The sequence below is a fragment of the Okeania sp. genome (assembly GCF_983059655.1).
Genome location: NZ_CEZPJD010000040.1, coordinates 7,822 through 22,256, shown reverse-complemented (window position 1 = coordinate 22,256; position 14,435 = coordinate 7,822). Strand labels below are relative to the sequence as shown.

10 protein-coding genes are annotated in these 14,435 nt (G+C 34.9%); 2 read left to right on the top strand and 8 right to left on the bottom strand.

The window, feature by feature from the left end; genetic code table 11:
- Nucleotides 1-99: 99 nt before the first annotated feature.
- The 5 genes from AC3DU7_RS04575 to hetZ form a co-directional block, all read right to left on the bottom strand.
- Nucleotides 100-270 (bottom strand): hypothetical protein, encoded by a 171-nt coding sequence (locus AC3DU7_RS04575; RefSeq protein WP_488038174.1) that lies wholly within the window; start codon nt 268-270, stop codon nt 100-102.
- 24 nt (nt 271-294) lie between these two features.
- Nucleotides 295-2,658 carry a pentapeptide repeat-containing protein gene (locus AC3DU7_RS04570; RefSeq protein WP_488038173.1) on the bottom strand — a complete coding sequence of 788 codons (2,364 nt, stop codon included), beginning with the start codon at nt 2,656-2,658 and terminating at the stop codon, nt 295-297.
- 648 nt (nt 2,659-3,306) lie between these two features.
- The gene (locus AC3DU7_RS04565; RefSeq protein ID WP_488038172.1) at nt 3,307-5,691 is read right to left on the bottom strand and encodes a transglutaminase TgpA family protein; all 2,385 of its coding nucleotides are present in this window, start codon (nt 5,689-5,691) and stop codon (nt 3,307-3,309) included.
- A gap of 245 nt (nt 5,692-5,936) precedes the next feature.
- Nucleotides 5,937-6,968, bottom strand: coding sequence for a hypothetical protein (locus AC3DU7_RS04560; protein WP_488038171.1), 1,032 nt, complete (start codon nt 6,966-6,968; stop codon nt 5,937-5,939).
- Entirely contained in the window at nt 6,961-8,127 is a 1,167-nt protein-coding gene (hetZ, locus tag AC3DU7_RS04555; protein ID WP_488038175.1) for a heterocyst differentiation protein HetZ, read from the bottom strand. The genes AC3DU7_RS04560 and hetZ overlap by 8 nt, the downstream gene beginning before the upstream one ends.
- A gap of 95 nt (nt 8,128-8,222) precedes the next feature.
- Here hetZ and AC3DU7_RS04550 point away from each other — a divergent pair, with 95 nt between their 5' ends.
- Nucleotides 8,223-8,702, top strand: coding sequence for a hypothetical protein (locus tag AC3DU7_RS04550; protein ID WP_488038170.1), 480 nt, complete (start codon nt 8,223-8,225; stop codon nt 8,700-8,702).
- A gap of 328 nt (nt 8,703-9,030) precedes the next feature.
- On the opposite strand, the gene sds is transcribed toward AC3DU7_RS04550, so the two are convergent.
- Nucleotides 9,031-10,002, bottom strand: a complete 972-nt coding sequence (sds, locus tag AC3DU7_RS04545; protein WP_488038169.1) for a solanesyl diphosphate synthase — start codon at nt 10,000-10,002, stop codon at nt 9,031-9,033.
- Between the two features lie 1,601 nt (nt 10,003-11,603).
- On the opposite strand from sds, the gene AC3DU7_RS04540 reads away from it, so the two are divergent.
- Nucleotides 11,604-11,762: a hypothetical protein gene (locus AC3DU7_RS04540; protein WP_488038168.1), complete on the top strand. Its 159-nt coding sequence runs from the start codon at nt 11,604-11,606 to the stop codon at nt 11,760-11,762.
- A gap of 139 nt (nt 11,763-11,901) precedes the next feature.
- On the opposite strand, the gene murI is transcribed toward AC3DU7_RS04540, so the two are convergent.
- A complete protein-coding gene (gene murI / locus AC3DU7_RS04535) occupies nt 11,902-12,732 on the bottom strand; it encodes a glutamate racemase (protein WP_488038167.1) in 831 nt (276 codons plus the stop codon).
- Between the two features lie 891 nt (nt 12,733-13,623).
- Nucleotides 13,624-14,193: a redoxin family protein gene (locus AC3DU7_RS04530; RefSeq protein WP_488038166.1), complete on the bottom strand. Its 570-nt coding sequence runs from the start codon at nt 14,191-14,193 to the stop codon at nt 13,624-13,626.
- Between the last annotated feature and the right edge of the window lie 242 nt (nt 14,194-14,435).

Here is a 14,435-nt window from a genome sequence, read left to right as displayed (position 1 = left end):
TCCCCCGCTCCCCTACTCCTTAAAAAAGACTTTTTCAGCAAGCCCTAATTATTTTGGTTATGGAGCATGAGAGTGGGAGCATCTTGCTCCCTTAATAGGTCATAGGTGTTGAGCATTCCCATCTATACTAAAGTCTGAAGTTAAATTTGCAGCACAGAATAAATTTGTAAGTTTGATAAGTAAAGAGAATGTCCTAATAGTAATGGCAACTGCCATAATATTTCTAAAATTACTATGTAGGTCTACCAAATCTTTTAGTTGGGTTGACAAAGTAAACCCAACCTACTATTTATATTATTCGTGGATTGAACCGTCTGGCATTGTTGCACCTGTGAGGTTTGCTTTAGTATCACCTTCACCAAAGTTTGTACCAGTTATATTTGCTTCTTTTAAGTTTGCTTTTTCTAAATTGGAATTAATCAAAATCGCCCCACGTAAGTCTGCTAAAGTTAGCTTAGCATTACTCAAATTGGTATGACTCAAATTTGTACCACAAAGATTTGCTTCACTTAAATTAACACCAGTAAGTGTGTGATTATGAGACAAAGATAAGCTGACTAAATTGGCACCAGTTAGGTTGGCAGCACAAAGGTTAACTTGATTAAAATTTTGTACATTTTTTAGGTCAGTTTGACTAAGGTTTGCTGCTGTTAAATTAACATCATATAAATTGGCATGAGCAAAATTTGTTTGACTAAGATTTGCTGCTGTTAGATTAACACCATGTAATTTAGCAAAGACAAAACTTGTTTGATTAAGAGCTGCTAATTTTAGTTCTGCACCTTTTATAGATGCTTCACTCAAATTAGCTTGATGGAGATTTGCCTCAACAAATTTTGTGTTATCTAAATTTGCTTTCATTAACTGAGCATTACTTAAATTTGCATCACTTAAATCGGAGTTATTTAGATTAGTTGAATTCAAATTTGCTCCCTGTAAGTTTGCTCCTCTTAAGTGTACATGACTCAAGTCACAGCCAGCTAGATTTACTTCTGGCAATGAAGCACCAGGAGCAATAAAATAAACACCTAATTTAGTAAAATTCAAACCTTTTGGAAAAACAGTTGCTTCGCTACAAAGTCCTTGATTCATTTTAACCATTTGCATAGTTGCTCCTTCAAAATTTGCATTTAATAAATTAACTTTACTTAAATTAGCTTGACTCAAATCTGCATTAGCAAAATTTGCATTTCTCAAATTTAATCTGCTCAAATTTGCTTTTCTGAGATTTGAACTACTGAAGTTTGTATTATTTGACAGTATAGAGTTACTCAAATTAACTCCCCTTAAGTTAGCTTCAGTAAAATTTGCAGACTCTAAATTAGTCTCGTTAAAATTCACATTTATAAACTTTGCTTTTTCTAGTTTAGTATGATAAAGGTTTGCTTTATTCAAGTTGCTATTAATGAACTTAGCTTGACTTAGATTTGCTGAACACAACTTAATTTCAGAAAGGTAAGCATCTCGGAATTTTGCTCCTGTTAAATTAACTGAGTTTAATTCTACACGACTCAAATTTGCACCCTTAAAATTAGCATTACTCAAATTTAATTTTGAACCACTAAAAGACTTCCCACTCAAATCTGCACCAGACAAATTAATCCCAGTAAAATCTCGTTCTCCTTCACTATATCTACGCAAAAATTCCTCAGCACTAACCACAGATTCTTGAGTTTCTTCTTCCTCCTCTTCTTCATCTACCATCATCGAAATATCTTGAAATTCCACTTCATTCTCATCAACAACTCCATGTAAATATTCCACTTCTTCTTCCTCCCCCTCATCTTCACCTACCACCATCGAAAAATCCCTAAATTTCATTTCACTTTCATAAATAACTCCAGGCAAATATTCCACCTCATCCAAACTTTTCACATTTGCTGCAAATCTACGATTAATTTCTGCTTCCTCCAAACCTTCACCATCATCAAAACGGTTAATTAATCCCTGAATAATTTCTGAATAACTCGTCAAAATTCCCACTTCTCGTTCCAAACTTTCCTCGCCAGAAGCTAAAAAATTATGACTCCCCACAAAAGCAAACTTCTCATCACACACCAAAAAATTTTCGTGAGTTCCTAACAACTTCAACCGAAATATACCAGGATAACTTTCTTCTAAATCTTGTAAATCTCCTAAAGCATTATATTTCCAACCTTTGCCAATATTCGAGCGATCGCCTAAATATCCCCAACCAATATCTATCTGACAATTGCGGTTTAAACAATCCTTGAGTTTCTGAAGCAAATGTTCATCAATACTATTACAATTTAACCAAGGGCAAACAATAATTAATCGTTCTTGAACTGTTTCTAATGCTTTGATTAATACACCACGACTATCAGTACGGTCAAATACTAATTGATTTTGATATTCTTCAGTTTTTTGCCAATTATCCGGAAATTTATCTTGAGTTTCCGTAGTTGATTTTATAGAATTATTTAAAGCCAATAATTCATCTAAACGTAGAGTTAAAGCAACAAAATTTTCCTGCAAGTTTTCGATATATTGTATTTCCGGTCGATGATGAAAATTTTCTATTTGCTCGTCTAAAGTATGTTTCAGCTTGACAACATATTTTTTGAGAGTAATTTGTTGTTTTTCTAGTTGTGAAACCTTGGCAACTAGAGCAGATAAATTTGATTCTAAGTCAGACATAATTACAGCAGTTTTCTAGTGGATGAGGTACAAAGTTTGATTGCTCTAGGCAACAAACAACAGCTCATCTGGCAACAGGAAATATAGGAATAAATAGTCTTATAACTGTACCTCACTATCCTCAAAAATTCTGTAACTTGTAGAGACATTAGCACATTTATTGTACAACATTATAAGTAAGTATTCAGCAGTCAGCTATCAGCTATCAGCTATTAGCTTTATTACCTTTAAAGGAGAAAAAAGCAATTTTATCAAAGCTTCAGAGTACGAATATCTGGTTGAAAATGTAGTAGAAATTAAATGAATGCTTGCTTTATTAATTAGACATCTCTAATTCACACATCAAACGTAAGCATTCAGCTATTAGCAGTCAGCTATCAGCAACAAGACTCTATCTTATGGGACAGTATTTAAATTAACAACTTACTTTAAGGGAAAGGGAGGCAACTTTTGTGGTAAAACAATTAATCAAGCTTTTATCGTCAACTAAAAGCAATAGCTGATAGCTGATGGCTGACCGCTGAATGCTTACCATCAAACCTTGTAAGGACGTTCCATGGAACGTCTCTACTGTGGTCTACCCAAATGAAAACCGCTGTAAGAAAGATGTTTATAAAGCATAGCTTTTCAAAGAGAGGTAATTATCAATTATCCATTATTAACGCTTCGCTTTAAACTTCGGAGTAAATTTTTTAATCTAGTTAAATTAACTTCCTTATTACCATAACGCCATCCTACATAAGCTTGAGAAATTTCTTCAATTATTTCTACTTCATTGATAGAATGATATTCCTTAATAGCTTTAGTATATTCAAAAGGTGTCTGAAAACGATGTTTAACTAATCCCTTACTAGCCATCAAATTCAACATTTGTTGATATATACTCTCCACTGGAGATAACTTAGCTAACCATTGACCATAACGCCATCCTCGCCAAAATATATACAGTAACCAACCCAAGAAAGCTAAAGCAGTAGCTAAAATTAAACCAGTAAATATCCCTTGCCAACCTTGAGAAAACAGGGCAAAAAACCAACTAATAATTCCCAATACCCAACGGAATATTCCACCAATAAATCTCTCTAAAAAACCAGTTACAGGAGAAGGCAACCAACCAGCTACCCACTGCCAAAAACTCATTAATGCACTAAAAGTTTGATTCTTCTCAATAGAAGGAGGAGTTAAAGGCATTCCTGGAATAGGATTAAAAGCAAACCATCCATACTCAGGAAAATATACCTCCGTCATCATATAAGCATTTGTATTTTTAACCACATATAAACCAGTAAAAGGATTAAATTCTCCTGGTGAATAACCCGCTACTAATCTTGCCGGAATGCCAATAGAACGTAACATTATTGTCAAGACAGTAGAAAAATGGTCGCCATAACCGCCGATAACTTTTTCTCCTTCTGGGCTATTTTGATAACCAAATAAAAAAGCCGATACTAAATCTTCACCTTCAGCAAAAAATGGAGGTTCTTTTTGTAGTTTATAATTAGGATTTTGTTTGAGATATTGAGCTAAATAAAGTGCTTTTTCATAAGGTGAATTAATGGGATTACTTGATTTAGCAACTTTATTTTTGTTCGCTAATATCTCCTCTGTTCTTTGTCTGACTTTTTCTGCTATTTCTGGAGGAATTTGTAAATAATACTTGCTGATACTTTCTGGATAATTTGTACCTGCTTCATTTAAAATAGTACGGTCCCTATAAGGAACATCAGAAATTACTGTGTATGTTAAACCTTCCCGTAGTTCAAGAGGAGAACGTAAATTACCATCAGGATCTATGGCAATTTTTTCTGTGGGAAAATATACTTCCCTTGCTTGATATAAAGCCGGAATTAAATTCGGCAACTGAGAAACAATTGTGTAGCTTTGAATGACTTCTCTAGTTTCATTTGTATATCTATTCCTCGGCCAATTAACATAAAATTGGTAAGACCAACGAGGGCGATTTAAAGTAAAAGAATTATCATTCCGAGAAATTTCCCAACCTTCACCTGTATACTTATCAAAAGCTAAAACTCGCCAAAAACCTTCAGCTTGCGACCTCACCCGCATAACTACTTGAGGTTCTAATTGCCCACGTAAATTTTGGTTGATTTTAGTATTAAATCCATAATAATAAGTAGAATCTAAAGTCCCTGGGCCTGATTCTTGATTAGTTCCACTTCCTCCACCAGAATCATCTCCATCCCCTCTACCTTGACTAATATAACCAGGGTTTGTAATTGTCCGTCCATCAAAATTTTCTACATCAAAATTAATTGGGGCACTAACAGGAAAAGTTCGTACTTGATAACCAGGTAATCTAGGTAAAAGAGCAAAAATTCCTAGACCTAATCCAATAATTACTAATAATAATACTGTTAATCGCTTGGGAGATAAAGTAGCTTTGAATAAAGATATTTTCTTCTGCTTTTTCTTGACTTCTGATGTTTTACCTAAAATTATGGACTCTAAACCTAACCTAGACCTATAATCTAAAATCAGGCAAGGAATAGCGATCGCGATAAACAACAGTAACACCGGGCCATAAGTTAAAGTTTGACTGATAGTACCTGCGACTCCTAACAAAATTAGCCCAATAGTCATCGAATAACCTAAGTCTTTCCGTCTGGGCAAGTCAAAGCTATGTAATACCTGAAGTTGAATCAATAATTCCGCCAATACCAGTCGCGTATCGCTCAACTCAGTAACTAATCTACTCAAAAAAGCAGCTAACGCTAATAACATTCCAATCGCCAAACAAAATTTAGCTGGTATGTTTCGTTTGTAGCGGTTATACCAACTCCAAATTGCTCCTACAATACTTAATGGAGCAGCCCAAACAGTTAAAGGAAGTTCGTTTGTTGCTACTCCGGCGGCCACATCAACTGCAATAATGCCTACTATGACTAACGCCTGCACCATGACTCGCAATAGAATAGAATCTTCAGGAACAGGTTTAGGAGATGTTTCTATCTGTCGCCACAGAGGTCCTAATAGAGGAAGATTTCGCAGTTCCCAACCAGAAAAATTAGACATAATTTTTGGTAGATGCTTTTCAACAATTAATAATTAATAATTAATAATTACCTCTTCTTTAAAAGGAGAAGATTGGCGAACAGGAAAATTTTTATTTATTATCCCTTTAAAAAGGGAGGTTGTAAACCACAGTTTTTCGGTAATAAAAATTGTAAGAATTTGAAAGCATAGGCACGTCATACCGTTTCACTAAAGTCAGAACCGAATGGATTAATTATCCACTATTAATTATCCAGTACCCTGGGTTAACTTTCCTTGAGGCGAACAACAAATTTTAAAGATTGCTCCCAGTTGAGGAATTTAATAATTAGCTGATATGTTTGATCTGGTTGTGGGTCAAATAACTCTACACATAGAGTACCTGCATCTGAACGTTGAGCAGTTGCTTCAACTCCTCTTCCTTGAAGTTCGAAACTAGCCGCTTCAGGTAGTTGACCTTTAATTCTCAAACAACCAGAAGAACGATCTTCAGGAATATAATATCTAGCTTCAATAGTAAGACACCCTAGAGCGGTTTGCCAATCTCTTTTGATTACCGACTGATTTAAATGACAAGTCAAACTTAAGGATGAGATAATTTCTTGGGCAGCGAGTAAAGACAACAACATCTGTTGTTTTTGAGTTGCAGTGTTATAAGCAGTAATATGATTGGAAATCAATTCTCCATCACGGGTTCCACCTACAAGTACTAAACCAGCTAGGTCATTTAAAGATTGAGATTGGTTTGGGAACAAACTATCTACTGCTCTAACCAATTTACTACCGGGGAGTAAATCAGATGGTACTAAATCCTGACAAGATTCTAAAAGTTGAGCAAAGACAGTCTCCGTTAAGGGTATATTTAACTTGCCCCACTTAATATTTTTCATCTGTGATGCCCACAAATTAATAGGGGAAAACCAGTTATTTAACTCTACGTCTGGATATTCAGCATCATAGTTTACCAGATTATTTTCCCAAGGGAATCGTGGGGGTTTAGATTCAATCTTAGTTCTCAGTCGTTTTTGTAATACAGTCTCGAAACGATTATACACGGTTGGTACTTCTCCGGGTGTAAGTGGCTGACTTTCGTGTTCGTAGGGATAGTCAATTTCTTCAGAATCAAGTGGGTCTAATTCTTCCCACTCTAACTCTTGCACCCTGATTTCTTTTTTTCCATTTTCAATATTGTTTTGATTTTCCGCTACGTTTGATACTTCTTTAGAATTTGGCCCTAATAACCAGTCAAAGAAATTATCCTCAAAAGTTTCCACTTGTTTGTTCGTTTCGTTATTCATCAGTTGACGCACTCGCTCCGGAATTTGAATGATTTCGTAATTCCCAGGCAAGTTCGAGTAACTTATGCCACTTCTTCTTTACCTGGTTTACTTTACGACCTAAAGTCTTGGCAATCGCTTCGTCAGAAAGACCTTTATGCTTCAAATCTAGCAAATTTTTTTGTTCTGCGTCAATTTGGTCATGTAGAGTTGCCCATTCTGTCGGGGTTAAGCCTAAATTATGCTCTAAGTCTGCTCCTAACCATTGATGAACTAATTCCCAACTATGTCCCATAGAAAATTTTAGCAAATGGTACTTAAAACGCTGCTGTAAATAATCCCTTTGTCTGGGAGTAAGATTTAATATAGATTCTATTTCCCCAGTTGATAAGTCTTGTAAACGCAGTGCAAAGTAGTCTGCACAGTCTTGCTGCCCACGTTCCTCTAGATAAGTCATTAGCTCTTCTATTACCACCTGACGCAGAGAAGCAATATCATCACCTGTATCCTGTTGTGCGGCCATTGCTTCCCGTACTTGTTGCATAGACCCATCATTCCATGTCTTATCTGAGTCAGTAGTTGTTCCTTCTGCTGCTTGGTCAATATCTACAGATGTTTCCTTTGGTTGTTGATGAGAAAATGTTTGAGCACGCAGAATAATCAATTGTTGACTACGACCACCAGATAAAGGTATACGTCTTTTACCATAACGCTCTGTGAAAGCCATGTACTCGGCGAGTTCTAATAATGTATGGGGAGTGTACATTACTGGTAGCTCAGTTTCTCGTCGAAAAGCATTTAAAGCTTCCAGATAAAATTGTTGTAAAAAGTCCTCGATCAGATTTAATCTTGCCTGATAACTTGATTGTATTTGAGGAGGAGTGATATACCTATAAACAATCGCACTTAGACTGCTATGTAAATGTATTCTTCCTTCTCTAGAACCAAGCTTATAGTAATGTAGACATTGTCTCAGGCGATGTTGAGCTAGATTCTTTGCCCACTTACTTATTTCCCCGGAAGCTTGAATTCTTTTGCTTTCCATGCAAATTCTTTCTACTTCCTGTTTAATACGCTCTGCTACTGATTGGCAATTTTGCTTTGATGCACCAGTAGACTGCTGAAATTCATCTAGCAAGAGCTTTAAATTTTCTTCGCCAACTTGGCAGATTTCCCCCATCATTGTATTTATAAATTAACTACTAATTTTTTTTTCGATTCATTACATATACACCCTGATTTCATAAAATTTCTGAAAAGACTAGATAGTAAATTATGGACTTAGATAAACAAATCCAAGCACTCATTAGAAATTCACCTCAAAATGGAAATACAGCAGAAGTTGTTGAAGCAATTACACCTGCCTTGAAACTTTTAGCTCAACAATTACAACATTTAGAGTACTATATTTTGCAAACTGACTCGCAAAATTGGGTTTTGACTACCCTCGGTCATCGTAATAAATCTGAATTAGAAAAACGTGTTATTTATGCTTTTCCTACTCTAAAAGATGCTTCATCTTCTATTGTAGAGGCTAATGTAGTTGCTACACCTGTACCCGTTGTTCATATACTTTTCCAAATGATAGCAATTGAACCTTTAGATAGCCTTGTCTTTTTTGAAACACCTGGTAATTTGACAACGGCTACAGAAGTTAAGAGAGAGGATGTCCAAAAGCTGATAAATATATATCTAAAACAGTATCAGGCATCCTCTGATTCCAACTCTAGCAAAATTCCTCCAGATATTGCTTAAGATGTTGAGATATTCTCTAAGTTGGTCTGATATTAATTAATAGTTCAACTACCTCAAGTAGATAGAGAAAATAGAATTTGACACAGCAAAGTTGAGCTTCATTTGAAGACAGATTAGATTGCTATAAAAAGGTTAATAGATCTGCATTAATTAATCGTCTTTGTTAAGTTTTATCCTACTCCTAGTACCGCTATGCAGAAGTCAAAATATCAAAATTCAATCATTTTTGATTGGTAAGGCTTTTGAGATTTTGTAACTTGTTAGTTATTTCTGCCATCCTGCACTAGTATTAATTAACTCTTACTAACTTATTGGAAAATACTAAAAGTTAATACAGCCGACTTAAAACATAGTCAGTAAGATTAATTAGAGCTTGACGAGAATCACAATCTGGCAAAGATTGTAAATGTTCAACACCCATTTTTGCGTATTTAGTAGCTAATTCCTGAGATTTTTCAATACCGTGACTGTCTTTAATCAATTGAATTGCCTCTTCTAGATCCCCATCTTGGGCTAATTCTCTTTCGATTAGTTTTTCTAAAGTTGGCTTTTCTGCCAATGCATATAACGTAGGTGCTGTTAAGTGGCCACTTTTCAGGTCTGAACAAGCAGGTTTTCCTAGAGATTCTGTTACACTGGTAAAATCTAGTATGTCATCTACTATCTGAAATGCCAAACCTACATATCGGCCATAGTAGTACATATCCTGGGCTAGTTCTGGCGAGGCACCACTAAGAGTAGCTGCAGCTTTAGAACTATTAGCAATAAGAGAGGCTGTTTTATAGTAGCTCTTTTCTAAGTAAGCATCTATAGATAAGTCAGTATCAAATTTATGTAGTCCTTGCTGAATTTCTCCTTCTGCAAGATCCATAATTACTTCTGAAAGTAGTTTAACTACTTCTAGATTATCTAGATTGGCCAAATACCAAGATGATTGAGCAAAGAGAAAATCTCCGGCCAGTACTGCAACACGATTGGTGAATAAGCTATGAACAGTGGGGACACCTCGGCGAATTTCTGATTCGTCTACTACATCGTCGTGAACTAAGCTAGCAGTGTGGATCATTTCTGTGATTTCTGCTAAACGACGATGTTTAGGACTAATTTCCTGATTTGGCATGGTAGTCCGTGAAATTAAAAAGACTATAGCTGGCCTCACCCGCTTTCCTTGAACTCGGAATAGGTGTTCTGCTGCAGCGTATAGGATTGGGTGACGAGCACCTACTAATTGTTTTAAGTTATCTGTTAGCAGTTTTAGGTCTGCTTCTACTGGTGAAAATAAGAGAGTTGAAGTGGTCATGGATTAGCCAATCAAGCTACAAGTTAACAAAATTTTACATATTATATTCTTATTCTAAGCCAACCACCCTTCATATAGGTAAATAGTTCATTAATGGATAATGGATAATGAATAATGGATAATTATCTCGGGTTTTAACCGTTACGGAATTGAATATCAGGAAATCTGATTTCTTCTCTTGGTCTCATTGATATGGCTTTGAGACCTTACCATCCCACCCTACGGGAAGCTCCGCTTTACATGTTGCGTAGCAAAACGACCGCTGTCTTAGTCTCATGGATATGGCTTCGAGACTTCGCCATCCTACCCTCCGGGAAGCTACGCTTTTTGCTAGGTCATGCTACGCAAACATGTCGGCGACAGCCGTTAACTTAGTTATGCCTAGCAAAACGACCGCTTTTTTCTACTTAAAAGGAGATAATTTAAACCTTTGGGGATTAATTATCAATTATCCATTATAAATCGAATATATAAAAATATATTTTTATTTTTTGATACTTAATAGTTAAATGTCAATCAAATTCAGTTTTTATGGTAGATTGTATCTAATTGTTAAGTAACTCTCAAAATTTTATATACAAATAGTATTTACTGTGTTACTTTAATATTAGGAATTGTAAGAATTCAATTATTCAAAGTCGATCGCCTTCATAGGTTAATACTAGGTTATCCTGTAAGGAACTAGATTGAATTTATAGATTTATCTCTCAACTTACCTAGTTATCAAAATTGGCTAGGATTTATAGTAGAGCAAAATTTTTCACAATTATAAGGTTGACTTAGTCTGCTGTGAAGGCTTATTGTAAAAAGAGACAATAGTCGTATTTTGAATTTAAAAAGTAAATAAACTCAAAATTTATCAATAGTTAAAAGTTATCTATTGGTGAAGAGAATAGTCAAAAACTTCTGAGCTGGGATACATATAATTTAGTTATCATCATTTTCGATCTAAATTAACTTGAAAGTTTTTGCTATGTAGACTATATTGATCGAGCTATCAGGAACTCTATCTAATTGAAGATAACTTAATAGGTGCATAGTCTTTGTGAGATATATTTGCCATTGACTAAAATGCAGAAATCAAGTTAACTTAAGCTTCCAAAAATCTATTGGTTATTAGTTATTAAAACATAGTCCCAGGTTAATACTTTAGATCGATATATTGTTTAATGAAGCAATGAAATTGCTAAAAACTATGTTCGATTGATAGTATTCCAGGTTGCGAATATTACTCAGTAATTATCAACAATTTAGAATCTGAATAACCTCTTCTCTAAAAATATATCTGGTATCTAAGTTTAGAGACTACCTAAGCAGAAGGCAACTTAAAAAAAAGTTCAAATATTTTGAACTGAAAAATCAAAAAATCTGCTACTTGGCATTACTATTTAATGCTACAACCTTATAAATACAAAGAGTGCAAGACTTTATTGATGAATTTCTTTTGCTCTAAAAATAAATTAAATTAAAGAATAATAGTTGTTCTTAGTATTGATTTCAATTAATTACTAAGTAAATAATACTTAATTAATCTTTAATTACTTAGCTTTTTAGCTGAGAAATACTTACACCTAAAACTCTCCTCACCATCGAAAAAAACAATGAACTACAATCACATTCCTGTAATTATTCCCATTCTAGCAACTGGTTATGTATTTACTGTATATTTACTACTAACGCTAGCCCAAAGAGGTGCAAAAATCACAAGAAATAAATCTTGGCAACAAAGTATTGCTAACTCAAGAACTAATTTACATTAGTAAAAAGTAGCAGATAATATTATAGCTCTATATTAACTATAAATTATCTGCTACTTAAGATTAATTTAAGTATTCAATAAATTTTAAAGTAAATAATAGAGCATTTTAGTTTATATCTTGAAATATTGAACATAAATATCTATGCTATGGAAACATTACTGTCTATAACAGTAGATAAAGAAACCGATTGTACAATTGGTTTATAACCAAGCCATTGTAATGATAATTCAGCAAATTTTTGAGGAGAACCGGTAACTACAAACTTTGTTGGTTTTGCTTTCTCATAGTTTTGCAAATTCATAATTTCTAGCTTTTCAGCAGCTACTTTAACTAGAGATACAGCAGGGTCTACAAAATGAACATTTCTAGGTATAAATGAACGCAATATTGGTTCTAAATAGGGATAGTGAGTACAACCATAAACTAATGTGTCAATTTTTTGTTGTATTAATGGCATCAAATACTCTTCTGCTATCTGATATGTGTAAGGATTATGTAGTTGATTTTGCTCTATTAAAGGTACGAAATATGGACAGCCTACTTGCCAAACTTTAGCAGAAGCATTTGCCTCTAGAATTGCTCTACGATAGGCATTACTAGCAGCAGTTATAGGGGTAGCAATTACACCTATTCTTCTTCCTAATTGTACTGCAGCATTAGCCCCTGGTAAAATTAATCCTAGGACCGGAATATCAAATTTAGATTTAATTTCTTCTAAAGCAAGAGCTGAACTGGTATTACAGGCCATTAATACCATTTTCACTTCTCTTTTGATTAGCCACTCTACAATTTCATCTACAAACTGCACAATTTCTGTGCTAGTTCTTGTGCCATAAGGTAATCTTGCTGTATCTCCAAAGTAAAGAATAGATTCACTAGGTAACTGTCTATATAGCTCTCTCAGAACAGTTAGACCTCCTATGCCACTATCAAAAATACCTATTCTTTTTTGTCTAGTTTCAACGACCATTCTTGAGAGTATGAAAATATTATTCTAACCAAATAGATATAACTATAAATGTATCGGTTCAATAATTGATAATTGATAATTGATAATTGATAATTGATAATTACCAAAAAATGAGGTATAAGCCTCTCCTTTTAAGGGGATGAAAAAATGTTCAGTTCAGTATTTCAAGCCTCCGACTAAAGCCAGAGGTACTGATAACTGATAACTGAAATGACCTCTCCCTAAAACAGAATTGATTGAAGAAAGGGAAAATTAATTCATTGTTTCTCCACAGCGAGTGAGAGGAATTTTACCTTAATTATTCGGTAAAAAAAATTGTAGTTGCCGAATATATTTTGGTTATTGCTACTAAGTAATATAGGTTAACACTATATAGCAATGTAATGTAAAAATATCCTTGTAGTGCAAAAAATTTATTATTAAGATTAAGCTTTAGACGCTACAGTTCAAAAATCACATTTCATTGCTACATATAGTATTATTATTGTCAGTTTAAGCTTCGTTGTAGAGAGCTAAAGTGACAGCTCCCGTTGCTAAACTCTTGCGAGCTATAGCGCGGGCTTCTCGTTGACTCCCGGCAACCCGTCGGACATTTCACGTTCGCACAGCGTCTCCGCAGGAGAAATTTTGGTTTTACTTCCCCGTGCTGCCTCACCGGAGAAGGAAATAGGGATTAATTTCTCGCTCTACCTAGGTTCGTTGAAAGTTTTACATACAATCAAGCTGTACTTTAGAATACACAATTCCTTAGTAAAATCTTGTACCTTCATAGGTGGCGGTTAGCTCTTGAAATGACTTTACCTACATCATTATATTTTACCAGCATTTTGCCCACCATTCATCCCGTCGCTAATCCGGAAGGATATAGCGCGGGGCTTCTGGCTATTGGTGCTAACCAACAAACTCTAATCGAGCTGGCTTTTCTGCCGGTGCTTCTGTACCTTTGAGATAAGCTAATACTGTATCTGCATCAGATGTCTCAAATGGATCGTCGCCATAGTTGTCGCTAAAACCTTCTTCAACGAACATTTTTTCGATTTTACAGTCATTGACAACCATTGCATAGCGCCAGGAGCGCATACCAAAGCCAATATTGGACTTATCGACTAACATTCCCATTTTGCGAGAGAATTCTCCGTTGCCATCTGGTAATAGGAATACATTTTTGGCGTTTTGCTGTTTACCCCATTGGAACATTACGAAGGCATCGTTTACTGATAGACAAATAATTTCGCCTATTCCTTGTGCTTTGAATTCATCGTATAGTTCTTCGTAGCGAGGTAAGTGAGTAGATGAGCAAGTTGGTGTGAATGCTCCAGGTAATGCAAATAATACTACACGCTTGCCACCAAATATTTCTTGGGTAGTTTTGTCTTGCCAACGATAAGGGTTAGGTCCATCAACAGATTCATCACGGACACGGGTTTTGAATACTACATCAGGAACGCGCTCAATAACCATAACTTAACCTCAGAATGATTTAGTAACTTAGCAATTCAATTTGTATCAGCTTTATACTGCTGTAATTAAGAATAATTCTTATTTAAGAATTTGTCAACGGTATTAAAGAAAAAATTTTATTTTTGAGGTTTGCTTGTGAATGTGTTGCAAAATTATAGCTCTACGCGCTAGTGTCGCTACGCGGAAGTCAAAATTCAAAATTCAAAATTCAAAATTCAAAATTCAAAATTCAAAATTCAAAA

Bases quoted from the DNA above. Each gene is read 5' to 3' on its own strand.
- AC3DU7_RS04570 (WP_488038173.1), bottom strand. From the start codon at position 2,658: ATGTCTGACTTAGAATCAAATTTATCTGCTCTAGTTGCCAAGGTTTCA.
- AC3DU7_RS04565 (WP_488038172.1), bottom strand. From the start codon at position 5,691: ATGTCTAATTTTTCTGGTTGGGAACTGCGAAATCTTCCTCTATTAGGA.
- AC3DU7_RS04560 (WP_488038171.1), bottom strand. From the start codon at position 6,968: ATGAATAACGAAACGAACAAACAAGTGGAAACTTTTGAGGATAATTTC.
- hetZ (WP_488038175.1), bottom strand. From the start codon at position 8,127: ATGGGGGAAATCTGCCAAGTTGGCGAAGAAAATTTAAAGCTCTTGCTA.
- AC3DU7_RS04550 (WP_488038170.1), top strand. From the start codon at position 8,223: ATGGACTTAGATAAACAAATCCAAGCACTCATTAGAAATTCACCTCAA.
- sds (WP_488038169.1), bottom strand. From the start codon at position 10,002: ATGACCACTTCAACTCTCTTATTTTCACCAGTAGAAGCAGACCTAAAA.
- AC3DU7_RS04540 (WP_488038168.1), top strand. From the start codon at position 11,604: ATGAACTACAATCACATTCCTGTAATTATTCCCATTCTAGCAACTGGT.
- murI (WP_488038167.1), bottom strand. From the start codon at position 12,732: ATGGTCGTTGAAACTAGACAAAAAAGAATAGGTATTTTTGATAGTGGC.
- AC3DU7_RS04530 (WP_488038166.1), bottom strand. From the start codon at position 14,193: ATGGTTATTGAGCGCGTTCCTGATGTAGTATTCAAAACCCGTGTCCGT.